The sequence below is a fragment of the Neobacillus niacini genome, assembly GCF_048572935.1.
GTDB classification, from domain to species: Bacteria; Bacillota; Bacilli; order Bacillales; family Cytobacillaceae; genus Neobacillus; species Neobacillus niacini.
In genome coordinates this window covers 3,953,419-3,971,479 of record NZ_CP183883.1, presented here as the reverse complement: position 1 = coordinate 3,971,479, position 18,061 = coordinate 3,953,419, and the positions used below count along the sequence as shown (strand labels likewise).

The 18,061-nt window shown below is 36.1% G+C and carries 21 protein-coding genes, 1 pseudogene and 1 riboswitch; of the genes and pseudogenes, 21 read left to right on the top strand and 1 reads right to left on the bottom strand.

Translation table 11 applies throughout. The features are described 5' to 3' along the window. The first annotated feature begins 24 nt into the window (after positions 1 to 24). From otnK to ACN6MT_RS19505, 19 genes and pseudogenes are all read left to right on the top strand, one after another. Positions 25 to 1,254, top strand: a complete 1,230-nt coding sequence (otnK, locus tag ACN6MT_RS19595) for a 3-oxo-tetronate kinase (RefSeq protein WP_419887632.1) — start codon at positions 25 to 27, stop codon at positions 1,252 to 1,254. A gap of 18 nt (positions 1,255 to 1,272) precedes the next feature. Beyond that, a complete protein-coding gene (locus ACN6MT_RS19590) occupies positions 1,273 to 1,857 on the top strand; it encodes a class II aldolase/adducin family protein (RefSeq protein ID WP_419887631.1) in 585 nt (194 codons plus the stop codon). A 117-nt stretch (positions 1,858 to 1,974) separates the two neighbouring features. Next, complete coding sequence (locus ACN6MT_RS19585; RefSeq protein ID WP_419956488.1) at positions 1,975 to 2,919, top strand: EamA family transporter; 945 nt, start codon at positions 1,975 to 1,977, stop codon at positions 2,917 to 2,919. A 289-nt stretch (positions 2,920 to 3,208) separates the two neighbouring features. Further along, positions 3,209 to 4,153, top strand: coding sequence for an aldo/keto reductase family protein (locus ACN6MT_RS19580; protein WP_419887630.1), 945 nt, complete (start codon positions 3,209 to 3,211; stop codon positions 4,151 to 4,153). A 741-nt stretch (positions 4,154 to 4,894) separates the two neighbouring features. Next, the gene (locus ACN6MT_RS19575) at positions 4,895 to 5,470 is read left to right on the top strand and encodes a hypothetical protein (RefSeq protein WP_419887629.1); all 576 of its coding nucleotides are present in this window, start codon (positions 4,895 to 4,897) and stop codon (positions 5,468 to 5,470) included. Between the two features lie 924 nt (positions 5,471 to 6,394). Next, positions 6,395 to 6,503, top strand: a riboswitch (TPP riboswitch). Continuing rightward, positions 6,504 to 7,241, top strand: a complete 738-nt coding sequence (locus tag ACN6MT_RS19570; RefSeq protein WP_419887628.1) for a thiamine phosphate synthase — start codon at positions 6,504 to 6,506, stop codon at positions 7,239 to 7,241. It abuts the riboswitch before it with no gap. Position 7,242: 1 nt separating this feature from the next. Then, positions 7,243 to 8,388 carry a glycine oxidase ThiO gene (gene thiO, locus ACN6MT_RS19565; protein WP_419887627.1) on the top strand — a complete coding sequence of 382 codons (1,146 nt, stop codon included), beginning with the start codon at positions 7,243 to 7,245 and terminating at the stop codon, positions 8,386 to 8,388. Then, complete coding sequence (gene thiS, locus ACN6MT_RS19560; RefSeq protein ID WP_419887626.1) at positions 8,385 to 8,588, top strand: sulfur carrier protein ThiS; 204 nt, start codon at positions 8,385 to 8,387, stop codon at positions 8,586 to 8,588. The genes thiO and thiS overlap by 4 nt, the downstream gene beginning before the upstream one ends. Position 8,589: 1 nt before the next feature. Continuing rightward, a complete protein-coding gene (locus ACN6MT_RS19555; RefSeq protein ID WP_419887625.1) occupies positions 8,590 to 9,357 on the top strand; it encodes a thiazole synthase in 768 nt (255 codons plus the stop codon). Further along, positions 9,354 to 10,373, top strand: coding sequence for a thiazole biosynthesis adenylyltransferase ThiF (locus tag ACN6MT_RS19550; RefSeq protein ID WP_419887624.1), 1,020 nt, complete (start codon positions 9,354 to 9,356; stop codon positions 10,371 to 10,373). The genes ACN6MT_RS19555 and ACN6MT_RS19550 overlap by 4 nt, the downstream gene beginning before the upstream one ends. Positions 10,374 to 10,650: 277 nt before the next feature. Beyond that, positions 10,651 to 11,493 carry a hypothetical protein gene (locus ACN6MT_RS19545; RefSeq protein ID WP_419887623.1) on the top strand — a complete coding sequence of 281 codons (843 nt, stop codon included), beginning with the start codon at positions 10,651 to 10,653 and terminating at the stop codon, positions 11,491 to 11,493. A 230-nt stretch (positions 11,494 to 11,723) separates the two neighbouring features. Then, positions 11,724 to 12,242, top strand: coding sequence for a competence protein ComK (locus tag ACN6MT_RS19540; protein WP_419887622.1), 519 nt, complete (start codon positions 11,724 to 11,726; stop codon positions 12,240 to 12,242). A gap of 300 nt (positions 12,243 to 12,542) precedes the next feature. Further along, entirely contained in the window at positions 12,543 to 12,938 is a 396-nt protein-coding gene (locus tag ACN6MT_RS19535) for a hypothetical protein (protein ID WP_419887621.1), read from the top strand. Between the two features lie 175 nt (positions 12,939 to 13,113). After that, complete coding sequence (locus tag ACN6MT_RS19530; RefSeq protein ID WP_419887620.1) at positions 13,114 to 13,434, top strand: ribonuclease E inhibitor RraB; 321 nt, start codon at positions 13,114 to 13,116, stop codon at positions 13,432 to 13,434. A gap of 372 nt (positions 13,435 to 13,806) precedes the next feature. After that, entirely contained in the window at positions 13,807 to 14,544 is a 738-nt protein-coding gene (locus ACN6MT_RS19525; RefSeq protein ID WP_419887619.1) for an AAC(3) family N-acetyltransferase, read from the top strand. Between the two features lie 56 nt (positions 14,545 to 14,600). Beyond that, a pseudogene (locus tag ACN6MT_RS19520) lies at positions 14,601 to 14,917 on the top strand (aldo/keto reductase); the annotation flags it as partial. Positions 14,918 to 15,280: 363 nt separating this feature from the next. Continuing rightward, a complete protein-coding gene (locus ACN6MT_RS19515) occupies positions 15,281 to 15,487 on the top strand; it encodes an IS1096 element passenger TnpR family protein (RefSeq protein WP_419887618.1) in 207 nt (68 codons plus the stop codon). Continuing rightward, positions 15,456 to 15,650 (top strand): IS1096 element passenger TnpR family protein, encoded by a 195-nt coding sequence (locus ACN6MT_RS19510; protein WP_419887617.1) that lies wholly within the window; start codon positions 15,456 to 15,458, stop codon positions 15,648 to 15,650. Before ACN6MT_RS19515 ends, ACN6MT_RS19510 begins: the two co-directional genes overlap by 32 nt. A 366-nt stretch (positions 15,651 to 16,016) precedes the next feature. Continuing rightward, complete coding sequence (locus ACN6MT_RS19505) at positions 16,017 to 16,232, top strand: hypothetical protein (RefSeq protein ID WP_419887616.1); 216 nt, start codon at positions 16,017 to 16,019, stop codon at positions 16,230 to 16,232. Positions 16,233 to 16,348: 116 nt separating this feature from the next. Here the strand turns inward: ACN6MT_RS19505 and ACN6MT_RS19500 are convergent, their stop codons facing one another. Continuing rightward, a complete protein-coding gene (locus ACN6MT_RS19500; RefSeq protein ID WP_419887615.1) occupies positions 16,349 to 16,960 on the bottom strand; it encodes a hypothetical protein in 612 nt (203 codons plus the stop codon). 555 nt (positions 16,961 to 17,515) lie between these two features. Here ACN6MT_RS19500 and ACN6MT_RS19495 point away from each other — a divergent pair. Together ACN6MT_RS19495 and ACN6MT_RS19490 are read left to right on the top strand one after the other, a co-directional pair. Further along, entirely contained in the window at positions 17,516 to 17,644 is a 129-nt protein-coding gene (locus tag ACN6MT_RS19495) for a hypothetical protein (RefSeq protein WP_419887614.1), read from the top strand. Between the two features lie 48 nt (positions 17,645 to 17,692). After that, complete coding sequence (locus tag ACN6MT_RS19490) at positions 17,693 to 17,905, top strand: DUF4145 domain-containing protein (protein ID WP_419887613.1); 213 nt, start codon at positions 17,693 to 17,695, stop codon at positions 17,903 to 17,905. The last annotated feature ends 156 nt before the right edge of the window (positions 17,906 to 18,061 follow it).

Sequence of the window (18,061 nt, the reverse complement as noted above, 5' to 3'; positions counted from 1 at the left end):
AAAAATCATAAGGGGGTGAATCTAGTGCGCTTTGGTGTTATTGCAGATGATTTTACTGGTGCTAGTGACATCGCTTCTTTTTTTGTAAAAGGTGGACTTAGTACTGTTTTATATAATGGAGTACCGAACGTTGATGAGGCTCAACAGGCGGAGGTATGTGTAATTGCTTTAAAAACCCGTACCCAAGATCCAAAAGAAGCTGTTAAAGATTCCCTTGAGGCAATAAGCTGGTTAAAAGAACAAGGTGCACAACAATTTTATATAAAATATTGCTCTACATTTGATTCTACACCTGAGGGGAATATTGGGCCAATCTGTGATGCGGTTATGCAAAAGCTAGATGTTCCTTATACAATTCTTTGTCCTGCGCTTCCGGTAAATGGGCGTACGGTTAAAGAAGGGTGCTTATATGTCAATGGAGTTCCATTGCATGAGAGCCCAATGAAGGATCATCCGCTTACACCAATGTCGGATTGTGATCTTGTTCGTTTAATGAATGCACAAAGCATGTTCCCTAGTGTAAAAATCTCAGACTCTTCCAATAAGGAAGAAGTAGACGAGTTCATTGCAGGAATGAAAAATAAGCATGAAAAATTTTATATTGTACCAGATTACGAGAAAGAAGAAGATTCCCAAAAGCTGGTCCAGTTATTTGGAAATCTGAAACTTATTACGGGTGGTAGTGGTCTAGCATACCCATTGGCGAAAATGTTTAAAAAAAAGGTTGAAGCAAATGGATTTGAACGGTCTGAGTCACCTGCGTTCCTATTAGCAGGGAGCTGCAGTGAAGCGACACGATACCAGATTTTAGAATATCAAAAATATGGCGGCGAAACGTATTTTGTGGATCCGATGAAATTACTTTTAGGTGAAGAATCCGTAGAGAAGATTTGGAATGTGATTTCTCAAAATAAAGAAAAATCGATTTTAGTATATAGCAGTGACACTCCTGAGAATGTAAAACGAATTCAACAACAAGGCAAAGAAGAAGTTGCAGAAAAATTAGAAAAAGCAACTGCAGATTTAGCAGAACTTGCTGTCCAAGCTGGGTTCCACAGAATCATTGTGGCAGGTGGTGAAACGAGTGGGGCAGTAGCAAAAAGGCTTGGTTTCAATGGATACCATATTGGAGATAGTATTGCACCCGGAGTACCCATCATGATACCGATAGAGGATTACCGAATTCGAATCGTATTTAAAAGTGGAAACTTTGGAACTTCTGATTTTTTCCTGCGTGCTTTATCTTTAACATAATAGAGAGAAGTGGTAAATATGAGAGATTCATTAGATAAAAAGATTAATCATGCGATATGGGTTGCCCATAGTCTCTTTCAACGTGGAAAAGCTACGGGAAGCGTCGCGAACTTAAGCTTTTTACATGAAGATAAAATTTATATTACGGCTACTGGAACATGCTTTGGAACGCTGAAACCAGATGAGTTTGCAGTTCTTGATATGGATGGAAATCAATATCACCACGTAAAACCAAGTAAAGAATGGCCGTTACATTTGTCCGTATACAAAGCAAAACCAGATATAGGTGCAGTTCTTCATACACACAGTACGTATAGTGTGCTTTGGAGTTGTTTACCTGGGCTAAATGAATCAGATTGTATACCGGATCATACACCATATTTGAAAATGAAACTAGGAAATGTTGGCTTAATTCCTTATGAAAAACCGGGAAGTCAAGAACTGTTTCATGCATTTGAAAAACGTGTAAAGGATTCTGATGGCTGGATTTTAAGCCATCATGGACCGGTCGTACCCGGAAAAGATATTATGGAAGCATTTTATATACTAGAAGAATTAGAAGAAAGTGCGCGGATTGCATGGGAGTTACGAAAAGAACGATAACGTTACTAGTTCACAAACGCGTTAATAGAGGAATTTAAACAGGGCATTTTCATCTGGAAATGCTCCTTTTTTCGTACCTTTTCATAAAAAAATAAAAGAGGATGTAGAATGATGAAGATGTATATGTATCCTTTATTGATCGTTATTGCAGCGAGTAGTTATGGTGTAGTTTCCACCATCATAAAACTAGCGATGCGTAGTAGTTTTTCAGTCTCAGAGGCAGTTACCAGCCAATTTTTTATCGGATTTTGTATAGCCTTATGTATTTACCTTTTTACAAATAGATCCAAAATAAGCTTTAAGGGAATTGAAATTCTTATATTTGCAGGCATTTTAACAGGGTTAACAAATATTTTGTATGGTCGTTCTTTGAACTTTTTGCCTGCTTCTTTGGCAGTCGTACTCCTGTTTCAATTTACATGGATAGGCATGTTAATTTCCTGTATAACAAGACGCCGATTTCCAAACCGAATTGAATTGATCTCTTTAATCATATTAGTAGCAGGAACGATACCAGCAGCTGGTTTGATTGATGTTGATATATCCCAAATACCTATTAAAGGGTGGATATGGGGGTTAGCAGCAGCTCTTTGTTATTCCTTCTTTTTATTTGTGAATGGCAAGGCAACTGCAGGTTTGACAACCTCTTGCCGGTTAGTTTTAGTTTCTTTCTTTGCTTTTTTAATGTCGACTGTTTTTCAGTCTCCAGAAATTATTTGGAATGGGACTTTGTTTCATGAAGGACTTTGGATATATGGTTTGGCATTGGGCCTATTTGGTATGATTATTCCCGTTTTATTATTTACCATTGCAGTTCCTAAAGTTGGAATGGGTATGTCATCGATACTAAGTGCGATTGAATTGCCAATCGCGGTAATGGTATCAGTTATCTTATTAAGTGAACGTGTTACTACTTTGCAAATAGTAGGTATTGTAACCATTATTCTCGGCATGAGTTTACCAACTTTGCTAGATAGAAAAAAAGTGATAAAAAATAAACCAACAAAACAATTTGCACAAAATCAAGCGAACATGTTTGGTAAATTAAAAAAACATAGTTGATCACAACCACTAACCATTTACCTCAAAATACGCTTGAGTTGAAGATATTTTTCTAAAGAATCATGATATGTATAAAGGAAAATTTGGAGATGCAATTGTAAGAGTATGTGACACAGTAAAAATGACAGACTTGCTAAATCACTTACTTGAAGAAAACCCAGATTAATCGATTTATAGGGACAACGTCAAATCAAATCCTGGAGTATTTCATAATTGTAAAAATAGTCCGAATTTTATATAGTGGTATCTGAAGGTCGTTTTTCTAATTTTTCTGGGAGGTTTGATGTCGATGAAATACAGACGTTTAGGGAATAGTGGGTTAAAGGTAAGTGAAATAAGTTTAGGAAGCTGGTTAACCTACGGAAAAACGGTTGAAGATAACACGGCTGAGAAAACGATACATAAAGCCTATGAACTAGGAATTAACTTCTTTGATTCTGCCAATGTTTACGAGCGTGGTGAAGGGGAACGCGTGATGGCTGGGGCATTAAAGGAATATCCACGTGAATCCTATGTCATTACGACAAAAGCGTTCTGGCCAATGGGTGAAGGACCGAATGACCGCGGATTATCGAGGAAGCATGTGATTGAACAAGCCAATGCGAGCTTGAAGCGAATGAACTTAGATTATGTTGATATTTTTTACTGTCACCGCTATGATCCAGAAACGCCAGTGGAAGAAACATTGAGAGCCATTGATGATTTAATTCGTCAAGGGAAGATTCTTTATGCTGGTGTAAGTGAATGGAGTGCGGCTCAGATTGAAGAAGCCGTCTCTGTAGCGGATAAATTCCTTTTAGATCGAATTGTCGTGAACCAGCCTGTATATAACATGTTAAACCGTTATATTGAAAAAGAAGTGATTCCGGTGAGTTCAAAGCATGGGATTGGACAGGTGGTCTTTTCTCCTCTCGCTCAGGGAATTTTAACAGGAAAATATAAAGGAAATACCATTCCAGAGGATAGCCGAGCCTCCAATGCAGAAATCAACAACTTCATGAAAGGGATGTTGAATGAGACTACCTTTACGAAGGTAGAGCAATTAGAGAACATTGCAAAAGAATTAGAAATCACGCTGCCTAGCCTTGCGTTAGCCTGGATTTTACGTCAGCCAAATGTTTCAAGCGCATTAATTGGTGCAAGCAGACCAAGCCAAGTAGAAGAAAATGTCAAAGCTGTCGAAATTGAACTTCCGAGTGAGGTTATTGAAAAAATTGAGGGGATTTTGGCATAGAAACAATTTTAGCTCATTCCATTGATAAGTAAGCAGTTTAATCTTTAGGCTCTGTTATTATTCATTGTTGATTTTCATGGTGGTATGGAAAATCATAGGCGGAGGATTTCCTTTTAATGTATATGAGGAAGCTCAAAAAGCTAATATAAGCGGAGATTTTCCGCTTAACTGCTCTAAATAGGACAAAATCCAAAGGTTTGGATCATATAAAAGGAAAAACTCCTCTTAATATATAAGAAAATATGGATATTTCGCAATTCAGTCGGAATTTCTCCGCTTATTTTTTCATATCAACATTTAGTTATAACAGAGCCAATCTTTAAAAAGAAGAATAATACACCATTAAAAATAGAGTGCTAAATCTTTAAAGGTTTTAGCACTCTATTTTTGTTGTTTTTTACAATAATCCCTGCCTTGTATTGGAACAGGCTCGGCCAAAAGACCTGTTACGACAAATTATCAATTCGCTCATAGGACTTTTTAATTAAAAACCGTGAAAGATGAGGATTTTTGAAAGAATAAGGAGGACTTTAAATATGAATAAAGAAATATATACATACAAACCACGATTCATTGGACCATATAAGTTATTTTGACAGTTTACGAGAAGAACTGCGCTATAAAAAAGAAAATGAGTAGATCACCCTGGTACTTTTTCCATAATGAAATTAGCTGTAGAGAGATTTAGATTAAGTCATTTTATTCAGCAAATTAAACTAGGTATGAAAGAAGGGATTCGATATGATTGAAAATTTCTTTGCTGACTATAAAAAATTTGTTGTAATACCAGAAGATGAAAGCCAAGTTAATAATGAAGTATTTGATCCCAAAAAGTATGCAGGATATTATATACTAACACTTTCCATTTTTGATTCTCGTTTATCAACTTGGAGAGATGCGAGTAAATTTGAGATTGATATTGAAAAAAGTATCAAAACCGTTCTAAGAAATATTAATCAAATGCAGCGTGAGAAGTACCATTTTCATTTACTAGAAATAGATAAATTTAAAAATTATTTTATCTTGGCTCTTTCTACTAAAACTAGATTTAATCCAGGGGAAGAAGATGACCGTATAGCATATGTTATTGATAGAATCCTAACGAATCCTTTTTATGTAGGGCAAAATTGGTTTAAGTTAATTGGTGAAAGAGGAAGAGTGGCCCGTAAACTCTTTTGCTACTCCTTTAAGGAATATGTAGCGGCGAACTTAAACCAGTCAAAAAGGGAAGACAAATATGAAAACATCAGTGAATTAATCCCTAAAAATGGAGAGATTAAGCTGATTAAAAGTGCTCAGAAAATGGAAGTTCTCTAAAAACACAGGTAACTGTTGCATGTCCTTGGCGTGTCAGATTGGGCCATTGGCGACATTTTTTTAAAAAGTAAAAACCGATATAGAAGACAACTTCATGAATTGAAACGAAAAGAAGGAGACAACCAAAAATTTGGTCTCCTTCTTTTTTCGTTCAGTGAACACTAAATCACTGCCTTCTTCTAATAAATTCTTTCATCATTAGGAACCCTAGGCAGGTTCCAAGAATGAAACGAGCTCAGAGTCTACCCGTCATCAAAAAGATTAAATTCCCATAGACCAGGGACCACGACTTCATTCTTCTCTGACAATTAAAACTTTTGCGTAGGGTTTTCTACCTAGAAAACAGCAAAGGCACAACTAGGTTTAACCACTAGTGGTGCCTTTTTGCGCGCAAAACTTTCGATTGTCCACTTTAAGAACCGTCCCCCTAGTCTCGATTTATATAAAAAAGCTATAAATAAGAAACAAAATAAACATTTTAAATATAAAAAAAGATTCTGTTAATCTAATTATAGAAAATTTAAAACTGATTTTATCGGGAGGGTTTTACATGATTAGTGTGGAACAGAATCAGAAATTAACTAGAATTGGTAAAGGGACATTTAGATACCGTAATTGAACAAGTAGAAAAACAGTTAACGGGAGAAGAAAGGAAAACGAATGAAGTCCTTCAGAAATCGAAACAAATAGTTGAGGATCAAAGGACATTACAAATAGAGTGCTAAATCTTCAAATGATTTGGAAACTCTATTCTTTTTGTTTTATTCATTTACAAGAAAAGTGCTAGGGGTATCCCTTTAATGCTCCCTCGCACCTTTTTTCTCTTGTTATACCCTCCAATAATCAAAATCAGAAAATTGACATTTCTAATCAGTGTGCTAATATTAACCATGTAAGGTGATTATTTCAAATGAATAGATGAATCAAATCCGCTAGAGGTGCCTTTTTAAAAGGCTGAGATTGAAGTGCTACTTCGGGACTCTATGAACCTGATCTGGGTAATACCAGCGTAGGGAAGTGGGAAATTCAATATTTGGAGAGCAAATGCTTATTTCAAATTTTTCAACCACTTTCTTACTATAGGAAGTGGTTTTTTGCTGTTTACTTGATCATTGATAAGCAGAATCTTCATATAGGAGGGACTTGTATTTTAACGAGTGTACATGGCAAAGAGTTACATATTATCTCCAATGGTAAAATGGCAATCGAACAGTTAGTGGGAATTGTAAAGGATATTCATCCCTATATAACGGCCATTCATATACGAGAAAAACAAAAAAGTGCTAGGGAACTATTTCAAACCGTCGAACTTTTAACAAAAAATAACATACCACTATCAAAGATCATGATTAATGACCGGGCAGATGTTGCACTCGTAACAGGGGCGAGAGGCGTTCAATTAGCCTTTCATAGTTTAGATGCAGCCAGTGTAAAAGAAAACTTTCCTCAGCTTAGGATAGGGAGTTCTATCCATTCCTATCATGAAGGTCTAAAAACAAAAGAGAAGGGTGCAGATTACGTTCTATACGGACATGTTTTCCATTCTCAATCAAAACCAGGTAAGATCCCAAAAGGTCTTGAGGAATTAAAAATGCTATCAAATTTAGATATTGATGTGATTGCCATTGGAGGGATAACACCTGATAATACGGAGCAGGTTCTACGGGAAGGGGCAAAAGGGATTGCTGTTATGTCAGGTGTTTTAGAAGCGCGTGACCCATTATTGGCAGTAAAGGCTTATCGTAAGGCATTAAATAAAGGGGGTGAATAAATTGGAAAATTCATTTGATGTTGCCATAATCGGTGGTGGAATTAACGGAGCCTCGATTGCCTATCAGCTATCAAAAATAGGAAGAAAAGTAATCATTATTGAGAAGAATCAATTGGCTTGCCAAGCTTCAAGTGCAGCTGCAGGAATGCTAGCAGCACAAGCGGAGCTGGAACAAGACGGTCCCTTATTCCAGATGGCTTTAAAAAGTCAGAAGATGTTTTCTGATCTCTCTGGTGAGTTATTTGAATACAGCGGAGTCGATATTGAGTATGTGAATAAAGGAATGTTTAAAATTGCAGAATCCGAAGAAATCGCATTAGAAGTAAAAAAACAGGTCACCTTTCAAAGGAAGTGGGATCCGGCAATAAAATGGCTTGATACAAAGGAATTAAGAGAAATGGAGCCATCCCTGTCACCTAGTTTAGCTGGTGCAATGTATCTCCCGAATGATGGTCATGTGCAGCCAGCAAAGTTAACACAAGCTTTTGCAAAAGCAGCTGTCCAATTCGGGGCGGAAATACGCCAAAATACGGAGGTCCTTTCTTTTAAATTTGAAAACAGTCAGGTGAAAGGCGTTATAACCAGCAATGGCATTGTAAACTGTGATCAAGTTGTCGTTGCCACTGGAGCTTGGTCTGCAAAATTAATGCGTGAATCAGGAATGGAGATTCATGTGTATCCCGTGAAAGGCGAATGCTTTTCCGTTAGGTCGGAAAAGCCGATCATCAACACAACGATTTTTTCAGATAAACGCTGTTATCTCGTACCAAAACGGAATGGGGAAATTTATATCGGTGCGACCATGATTGAAAATACATATGATAACTCCGTTACACCTAAGGGTATCGCAAGATTAATAGAAAGAGCCACTCAACTGGTTCCGCAGATTCAGGATGCTGCATGGGAGCGAGTGTGGTCTGGAATTAGACCTCAGACAGGAGATGGACTTCCTTATATTGGTGAGCATCCAAGATGGAAGGGGTTATTTGTTGCTGCCGGGCATTTTAGAAATGGGATTTTATTAAGTCCTATTACAGGGAAATTAGTAGCTGATTTAGTAGCAGACAGTTTGCAAAATGATGATCTACTCTCAGCTTTTCACTTAGAAAGACACAAAGAAAAAGTAGGATTGGAGGTAAATACATGAGGGTAGTATTAAATGGGGAATTAATCCAATTACCAGAACAGGTAGTATTTATATCCGATGTTCTGGAACATTATGAAATTCATAATAAGGTCGTTATTGTGGAAGTAAACGGTGAAATCGTAAACAAGGTAGATCACCAAAGTACTAGATTATCAGATAAAGATCGAATCGAAATAGTCCATTTTGTAGGAGGCGGTTGATATGTTAAAAATAGGTTCATTATCCTTTCAGTCTCGTTTGTTGCTTGGAACGGGAAAGTATCCAAGCTTTGACATCCAAAAGGAAGCGGTGGAAGTTTCCGAAGCAGAAATTCTTACGTTTGCGGTTAGACGAATGAAAATTTTTGAAGCAAGCCAGCCTAATTTTTTAGAACAGCTAGATACCAATAAATATAGGCTGCTGCCAAATACGGCTGGAGCGAAAACAGCAGCAGAGGCTGTCCGGATCGCAAAACTAGCGAAAGCTTCAGGCCTATGCGACATGATTAAAGTGGAAGTAATCGGCTGTGATAAAACCTTACTTCCTGACCCGATTGAAACCCTAAAGGCAACGGAAGAATTGGTGAAGGAAGGCTTTATCGTCCTCCCTTATACCTCTGACGATGTAGTTTTAGCTAGGAAACTTCAAGAAGCAGGCTGTCATGCGATTATGCCAGGAGCCTCGCCGATAGGTTCTGGTCAAGGTATCATCAATCCTGTTAACCTCAGCTTTATTATCGAACAAGCGGTTGTACCCGTTATCGTGGATGCTGGTATTGGATCACCAGCTGATGCAGCATTGGCTATGGAATTAGGGGCCGATGGTGTGTTATTAAATACGGCTGTATCAGCAGCGAAGGATCCGGTAAAAATGGCAAAAGCAATGAGATTAGCGATTGAAGCTGGACGATTGGGCTATGAAGCCGGTCGAATCGAGAAAAAGAGATACGCTTCAGCAAGCAGTCCAAAGGAAGGAATGAGTATCGGGTGAATAATCGGTACTCACGACAAGAACTATTTTCACCTATTGGAAAAGAGGGACAACAACAAATCTTCAATAAGCATGTACTCATAATAGGAGCAGGGGCACTTGGAACAGCAAGTGCCGAAGCACTCGTCCGTGCTGGAATCGGTAAACTAACGATTGTTGATCGTGATTATGTAGAATGGTCTAACTTACAGCGGCAGCAATTATATACAGAGAATGATGCAAATAATCGAATTCCCAAAGTAATCGCTGCTAAAAATCGTTTAACAGACATTAACTCTACTGTGGACATTGAGGCATTCATTGCGGATGCCTCAGTCGCAGAGCTTGAAACGTGGGCTGAAAAGGTGAATCTTATCATTGATGCCACTGATAATTTTGAAACAAGAATGATTATAAACGATGTTTCACAAAAGGTTGGAGTTCCATGGATCTACGGTGCTTGCGTTGGAAGCTATGGAATATCCTACACCATTATTCCAGAAAAAACGCCTTGCTTATCTTGTATACTAGAAACAGTTCCGCTAGGAGGATTAACGTGTGATACAGCAGGAATTATTAATCCCGCGGTTAACATGGTTGTTTCTCATCAAATAAGTGAAGCATTAAAAATTTTGGTCGGTGATTGGGATTCATTAAGAAACAAACTCGTTTCTTTTGATGTATGGAAAAACCATTATACTTCTATAAATGTAGATAAACTGAAAAATGAGGATTGCCCTACTTGTGGCGTGAAACGCACTTATCCATTTTTATCCTTTGAAAATCAAACAAAGTCAGCTGTACTTTGTGGAAGAGATTCTGTCCAAATACGACCTTCAGTTCCTGTTGTACGTAATTTGGAAGCTTTAGAAAAACGATTCATAAATCAAGGGGGAACGGTACAGCGAAATCCTTACCTATTATCTTATACAATGGATACTCACCGATTAGTCATTTTTAAAGACGGAAGGGTTTTAGTACACGGAACAAAGGATATTACTGAAGCAAAGTCGCTATACCATAAATACTTGGGTTAATTAGAATGGCCGCATTTGGATCGTAGCATTTGAGATTCGACAGGAGGAAATTAACCAAATTCAATTGAAAATCCACCCAAAATGCAAAAAACGCCTTCAAAAATCATTTTTGAAGGCGTTTTTTGACGTTTCGCCCTAAAAATGCCCTCAAAAGTAGAATTGGGCAATTCGATTTACTCAGCCAATCTCGTTACTGTAGAAGTGCCGGCCGTGAGCTTTCACGTAAAAATCTCACGAAGGAAAACGAAAACATGGTGATGAGAGGGAGTTTGTAATCATGAGTATAAAATCGAGGAATACAGAAGAATTTAAGCAGTTTTCTCAATTTAGTTCGCTTCAGGAATTTAATCAGCATACCGAAATGTGGTTATTAGAACACAAGCATGATTTTACTAAGGGAGAGCTGGTCGGATTAAAAAGGCTCGTGCGATTTGCAGCCAAAGTTCCCGGCGTATGCAATGCCAAAATCGGAACCATCTTAAAATCCATTCATGCACAATATGATGATAATGGGATATCCAGGTCTACCTTTAAACGAATGATTTTGAAAGCAAAGGAATTGGGGATTATTACAGTCTTTGAAACAGAAAGGAAAAACGGTTCGCAGTCTAGCAATTTATATCAGTTTAATCGTTTTCCATCGAATGAACTACCCAAGGAGGAAAAAATGAACCACCAATATAAAACTAGTAATCTTTTAAAAACAAATAATCAAAAGATAAATAAACGTTACGAAGAACCGTCAACATTAGATTATTCCTATGTAAGCAGCAGAGTACCACAACCTTTTGTCCACCTGGTAAAATGCTTTTTCAGCGATGCAAAAACCATCGAAGAATATTGGCATATGGTGCAAATTACTGCTTTTCGCTTTGAGTGTACGAATGATACAGAAGAGATACTAGATATCTCCATTCATGCCTTTAGACAACTGATAGGTAAAATAAAAAGGACCCATCTTGTAAAAAATCCAATCGCCTACTTTTATGGCATTTTAAAGAACTATTTCAAGACATTCTATTTGGATAAGGTATCTGCAGTGGGGACTCCAACCCTTATATCACATTCTTTTATAGATGGCATAGAGCCAAACTGGGATTGGTTGCAACCAAATGAATAAAGGATTTTATTGTCCTCGGAGGACATGAAAGTAAGCAATTCATAAAAAAATGTCGCATCTTTGTCAAAACTCATCCGAATTAAGACGAATTTTGTTTAATATAGTCTGCAGCAAAAAAGTCCTAGTTAGCGTTTAGTAGATTTGTGGGGAACCGCATACATCTTTTAATTAAGGAGTGGAGTACAATTATAATTAAAAATTTCTATATTGATAAGAAAGTGATCCTTGTCATGGGTGAATATGATCAAAATGGAAAGCTGTGTTCCAGAATCATGTTAGAAAAAACGACTTTACTGGTGGACAGACCGCCACTATGTTTATTAGACGATACATTAAAATACATAGGCTTTGATTTACGGGGAGCAATAGCCGGAGCAAAATACATTCTTAATAAGACGGTTATGTGTCCAATTATTGTAAATCCCTATCAAAGCGTTTGCCTTTTTCCGAGCAAATCACCTCAAAATCAAGACTGCATCTGGTTTAATCCCGACCATATTGTCAACACTAAAGCAATCGGCAACAAGACCGAGGTAGAATTGAGCAACGGTTATTTCCTGCTTGTCGACGCAAAATTAGCTGCTATTAACAATAAACTACAAACAGCCAATCAATTAAAACGACTCACGAAGGAAAGAGGGATTCAAGCTAGTCCTCTCCTCTTATATCTGGACCCGCCAAAAAGGCATCAGCTTCTTAAGAAGAACTCAGGCAAGTATAATTTTGATTTTTTAGAAGAAAAAAAATGAAAACCCATTAATAGAAATCTACTATTTACTATTTTAGCCCTTGCTTCCGGGATGGGTATAAAAGCTTATGAATTTATGAGGAAATGGAAAATCAAGTTTTCGATAGAGTGAATGCTCCGTTCTAAAATATAAGGAAAAATCCGTACCTATATAAGAGATTTCATCTTATAAACCAAAATGGATTTGATAACAAGGCGATAGAGTCCTTTTATTGAAACTTTTTCCAATTTTTATCGTATAAATAGTTGGATGAGACAAAGAAATAAACAAAGAAAATTTTATTGGTTTAGGAGGAAGTTAATGATTAAGGAATTCATAAGCAGAGAAAAAGTAGAATGCATTGGCGGCTTTACTGCTGTATACGCTGATCCAATTATGGCCCATATAAATCCTACCGCAATTCACAAAAAAGATCTCTTCGTTATAATAAAAAGCGATTATACCATCTGGTCCACGATTGTGGACCATGAAGGCAAAGATCAACAAAATAATCAGTGGATAGAAATCATTCGGGATGATATAAAGAGAAGAGTAAGTCTAATTATGCCTAAAACCTATTACTTTGAAATAACAAAGGGAGATTTATTTGGAACCTATGTGATTTCGAATGAAATCATTTCAAATAAGTATTTTTCCGACAGTAAATCCTATCTTAGTGCTTTAATAGATAACAATTGGCAGCATACTAGGTGCTGATCCAAGAACGTAATGTGACAGTTTTAAACAAAACAATATATTTATTTGTTTATTATTAATGGGGTAATTACACATAGGAGTATATCTTTTGGAATAATAAGTTTTATGGTTAGTCGAAAAGATATAAGTAAATTATAATAAAAACAATGATGTACTAGAATATGGAGGAAAACAAATGAAATTTCCAAATGATGCTGATGGAGAGGCTTTACATAGTCTATATAAAGATGGATTAGATTTTAAAAAACAACAATCAGTGGATTTTTTTGTTGCCGTGCCTGATAAAGCAACAGGTGAAGTGTTAACGCAAGTGCTAAAGAAAGAAGGGTTCAATTGTTTCTTAGAACAAGATGACGAAACCGAAGAGTGGGCATGTTGTTGCTCTAAAAGAATGTTATTAAATTATAATGAATTAATCAAAATACAGAATCAATTAAATAGTTTAAGTAAACCACATGGTGGTTACTCTGACGGTTGGGGCGTTTTTGTAGATTAAATGGATTGAGTGAATCAAAATATGCTTGTACCTGAACTGTCCTTTGATGCAATTCACGAGATTCTGCCAGGTATCACCCGAGAAATTGGGAGGTACCTGGCATCTTTTTTTGAAAGATTGAAGACAAGACAGTTGTTAATTTCCTATTAATCAAACCTATCACTCAATAAGTGAGGATTATACAGAAATGTCACATTTCTGTACTGATAGGATTGATTCAGTTTGCTGAATATATGGTCATATGTGTAGAACATGAATTCAGATTTTTCATATAAGAATTCTATCTCTATTTCCTGAAATCTCCTGTAAACATAGACAAATATTCCTAATATGGTATTCTTTTGGTATTTAAAGATTGAAAGGTTGATTGGAATGTACAATAAACAAGATTTATTAAAGCATCTTAAAGAATTGGGAATCGACGAAAATGGAACATTACTTGTTCATTCATCCATGAAAAGTATTGGACAAGTAGATGGTGGTGCGGATACTGTCCTTGATGCACTTACAGAATATATGAAAAATGGTCTTTTGGTTTTTCCTACCCATACATGGTCGTATATTAAGGCGGAGAATCCTCGATTTTATGTCAATGACTCACCATCTTGTGTGGGATTACTAACGGAACTGTTTCGAAAACGTCCGGGTGTTGTTCGCTCATGGCATCCAACGCATTCGGTAGCTGCCTTAGGAAAAGGAGCACATGAATTTATTGCAGGAAATGAACACTTCGACACACCTTGTGCACGCGAATCAAGTTGGGGGAAATTACTTGATCAGAAGGCAACCATCTTGTTAATCGGAGTCGATTTACGAAGATGTACATATATTCATGGGGTCGAGGAGTGGCTTGACATACCAGGTCGGTTGACCGATGATCACGAAATGCTTTACACCATATTACCGGATAAAACGGAAATTTCGATACCGCAAAGAAGACATATGGGTCATACCTCTGAAAAATACAATCGAGTTGAAGATGTTTTTCTGAAAAATCAAGTTATGTACAAAGGACAATTTGGGGACGCAACAGTAAGGGTGTGTGACACAGTGAAAATGACAGACTTGCTGAATCACTTACTAAAAGAAAAACCGGATTTATTTTCTTGATTTATAGTGGACAAGGTCATATCAAATCCTGCAGTAATTCATAATTGTAGAAATAGTCCATGTTAAATTGCTATATTGAAAAGGGAATTATTCCGGTGAGTTCAAAACATGGGATCGGACATGTGGTCTTTTCTCCTCTCGCTCAGGGAATTGTAACAGGCTACCTTTACGAAGGTAGAGCAGTTAGAGAAGATCTCCAAAGAATTAGAAATTACTCTACCTAGCCTTGCTTTAGCATGGAACTTACGTCAGCCCAATGTTCTAACGCATTAATTGGTGCAAGTAGACCAAGACAAGTAGAAGAAAATGTCAAAGCCGTTGAAATTGACTTACGAGTGAGGTTATTGAAAAAATTGAGTCGATTTTGGCATAGATCAATTTTGAGAAGACTGTTGAAAAGGAAGTTGTTCCATTCTTGAGGAGAAAATAAACATAATATTCCAAATGGAGTGCAAAAGCTTCAAAGGTTTTAGCACTCTTTTTTTGTTGTATTATAAATATTAATGGATGAAGAAATCAAAAAATGAGAAGATGAAAAAATTTAATCCAATCTACGATATCCTTGCATAATCAGCTTGGAAAAAAGAATAGTGAGCTGAATTCTCCAAAAGGGAATGAGCAGCCCTATTAGTTTCATGGCATGGTATGTAATTTTGTCAATATTGATTGTTTTGATGAATAATAAAACAAGGTATTCGAACAAATCAGGGTACTATTCGATTGAATAAATGCTCAAATGCCTCGGCCTAATTTTGGTCAGAAGGATCATGAAGCTATAGAAAATGTTCTTGAAATCGACATGTATCAACTGAAAATAAAAATCAATTTAGAAGGTCATGTAATTTTGCGCCAGGGTTTAGTACCTTATACTTATTCCTTTAGACATCTACATAATATTATTCAAACCGTTTTTGATTGGCATAATTGGAGAGAGACCGCCTGAGGATGTAGGAGGAGAAGGGGGATATGAGGAGTATCTACGAATTATGGCAGATGTAAATGATCCTGAACATGAGGACATGAAAACATGTGTAGACAATCAAAAGGAAAGGAACAAAAGCCATGAAAAGATTAACCATAGACTAAATCATGTAATTAAAGATTAAAGATATTTGTATTTTTATGATAAGAGATTAATGGGTACAGTCCCCCATTGAACTACTGCTTTTAATGCAACGGGGAATCCCATTTACCATGTTCATTTAAAAGGAGTCATAATTAAATTATCTATTTAAGCAAAATATGACTATACTCTACGGTATTGACTTGGTGATTGCAACAAAAGGTGCTGAGATTGTGTTTAATACAAGAAGCAATTGGAATAGTTATTGCGACTCATTTTGATGTCAACATTTCTAATCGGATTAAAAAGGTTTTAAAAATCTGATAACTAAGAATTCTGCCTTTCTAGTAAACATGATAGAGTTTGTAACGAATAGAGGATTTGAATCGTAAAGTGTCTCATAGATTCTATGGCAATTGCTGCTGCCATTAATGACACTTTAATCTCCTCAATTCGAGCGAAAGTAGGTGTTGAAACAAAAAAACATCTCACTCTTGGCATGACAATTTTAGATACAAGATACCATCATGTAGGGAATAATTTATCTGAAATTAATAAAGCAACTGCAGGTGCAACTGACAATAAAAGGTTTAATGATTTAGAGTTTACTATAATCTTAGAGTAAATTGACAACGCAGGAATTAAAACTTCTGCTTCGTTTATTTTATTTAGCAGATAAAGTCCTACGATTAATTTATGTAACCATCATTTTTCTAATTCGAGAAATTATACGACTTATTTTTATTTTATTATTTCTTCAATTTCCTCTTTTGAGTAATTGACCAAATTATTAATTAAGATCTTTTTATGATCGCGAAGGGAATTTAGATAAGCAGTAATAGTTACTTTTCGATCAGCCCACTCCTCATACGCTTTGTACCGCGGATCGTCAAAATACTGTGTTAGTCGCATTAAAATACCGTAAGTTACACCGTCTACTTCTATTAATTTTGAAGAGTAAAATTGCGATAATTTAAATTCTGATAAAACAAAATGTTCAGTTTTATACTCACCCTCAAATTTTAATAGTTTATTAATTTCCTGTTCTATTTCTTCTAAACTTTTTATATATATTGGTGCCTTTTCCATATAACGTTCTTTTCTAATTCGTTGATTTTCCTTCTCTATACGTTCAGATTCAATTCTCATTTGATCTAATTGTTGTTGAGTTTGTTCAGAGTGAATTTTTATGGTAGTTTGAATAGCAAAAATTGTTATTATTGCACCTATAATAGTTCCAGCAAAAGCTATAAAATCTCCTTCACCTAAGCTAAGATTAAATACTTTAAAGTTTAATAAAAGTGCAATAATGATAAGTAAAATTAGAATAATGAAATCCTTCATATAGTTCAAGAAGTCCCCCCCCTTTAGCAGAATATACAATGACTTTATTATAACAATTTGAAGGATCAAAAGAAATTAGGATTGAAGTCGGCATGAGTTAAAACTCTAATTTGTTGGTGGATTCAGAAGGGTAAAGGTAATAGTTCCTGGTTAAAACGATTAATTACTCACAAATGTTGAAACAACAATGTTTATGGGTGCCTTTTTTGTTACTAAATTGCTGAATAAAGCCGCCCAGTATCTCTATCATCGTCCATTCCAGATAATTCATCTGCCTCCTAAAATAATCTCCATACTCTTCTGGACAAAAGCTTTTTAACAAATATACTATCATCCTCAAAACTAGTATTATTATACTAATATTACCCATATTATGACATAATTTCCTGTAAAGAAAAATGGAAAGTTTGATAAGTTTGAATACCAGAAGGTTAAAGACTGTGGATTAAGAAGGAATTTTGTCATTTTGTGGCGAATGAAAGGAGTAGTGTGAATCTAAAGTCATGGTTATTATTTATTAAGTTGCTATGCGACTATGATTATTAATAGAAAGTGTGGGCAAAAATGGGAAGTAATTTTATTTTTCTATCAAAAAAATGGCGTGAATTATATGAGGTTGCTCGCCAAGCGGAAAAGTCCGTTCAAACAGATCCTAATGCGGCACTCATTAAGTTACGATTATTTGGTGAGTAAGTAGTCAAACAAATATTTCTTTTTGAAAGTTTGTATGAACCCTATAGAATGAGTCAAAAGGAACGAATTGACCTCCTTTTAAAGGAAGGAATTATTACTCCTGAAGTTTATGAAATGTTAGATTCCATGCGGTTTATAGGGAATAAGGCTGTTCATGAACTGAATTATGGATCTTCTAGCGAGGCAAAAAGATTGTTAGTGGCAGCGTTAAACTGGGGGGATGGCTTACCCAAGTATATGAAAAGTTGGATTTTCATTTGACTGCATATAAGGAACCGGAACCAGAAAAGAAGGTTACATCAGTCACTTAAAAAGATACTGCGTCACAATCTGACAAATCGATGATGATAGACCCATATAGAAAAAGTCCAAACTTAATTACCGGGTTTATTGTAAAAGTTATCATATCAAACAAAT

Bases quoted from the DNA above. Each gene is read 5' to 3' on its own strand.
- ACN6MT_RS19590 (WP_419887631.1), top strand. From the start codon at position 1,273: ATGAGAGATTCATTAGATAAAAAGATTAATCATGCGATATGGGTTGCC.
- ACN6MT_RS19585 (WP_419956488.1), top strand. From the start codon at position 1,975: ATGTATATGTATCCTTTATTGATCGTTATTGCAGCGAGTAGTTATGGT.
- ACN6MT_RS19580 (WP_419887630.1), top strand. From the start codon at position 3,209: ATGAAATACAGACGTTTAGGGAATAGTGGGTTAAAGGTAAGTGAAATA.
- ACN6MT_RS19575 (WP_419887629.1), top strand. From the start codon at position 4,895: ATGATTGAAAATTTCTTTGCTGACTATAAAAAATTTGTTGTAATACCA.
- thiS (WP_419887626.1), top strand. From the start codon at position 8,385: ATGAGGGTAGTATTAAATGGGGAATTAATCCAATTACCAGAACAGGTA.
- ACN6MT_RS19555 (WP_419887625.1), top strand. From the start codon at position 8,590: ATGTTAAAAATAGGTTCATTATCCTTTCAGTCTCGTTTGTTGCTTGGA.
- ACN6MT_RS19545 (WP_419887623.1), top strand. From the start codon at position 10,651: ATGAGTATAAAATCGAGGAATACAGAAGAATTTAAGCAGTTTTCTCAA.
- ACN6MT_RS19540 (WP_419887622.1), top strand. From the start codon at position 11,724: ATGGGTGAATATGATCAAAATGGAAAGCTGTGTTCCAGAATCATGTTA.
- ACN6MT_RS19535 (WP_419887621.1), top strand. From the start codon at position 12,543: ATGATTAAGGAATTCATAAGCAGAGAAAAAGTAGAATGCATTGGCGGC.
- ACN6MT_RS19530 (WP_419887620.1), top strand. From the start codon at position 13,114: ATGAAATTTCCAAATGATGCTGATGGAGAGGCTTTACATAGTCTATAT.
- ACN6MT_RS19525 (WP_419887619.1), top strand. From the start codon at position 13,807: ATGTACAATAAACAAGATTTATTAAAGCATCTTAAAGAATTGGGAATC.
- ACN6MT_RS19515 (WP_419887618.1), top strand. From the start codon at position 15,281: ATGCCTCGGCCTAATTTTGGTCAGAAGGATCATGAAGCTATAGAAAAT.
- ACN6MT_RS19505 (WP_419887616.1), top strand. From the start codon at position 16,017: ATGGCAATTGCTGCTGCCATTAATGACACTTTAATCTCCTCAATTCGA.
- ACN6MT_RS19495 (WP_419887614.1), top strand. From the start codon at position 17,516: ATGGGAAGTAATTTTATTTTTCTATCAAAAAAATGGCGTGAATTATAT.
- ACN6MT_RS19490 (WP_419887613.1), top strand. From the start codon at position 17,693: ATGAGTCAAAAGGAACGAATTGACCTCCTTTTAAAGGAAGGAATTATT.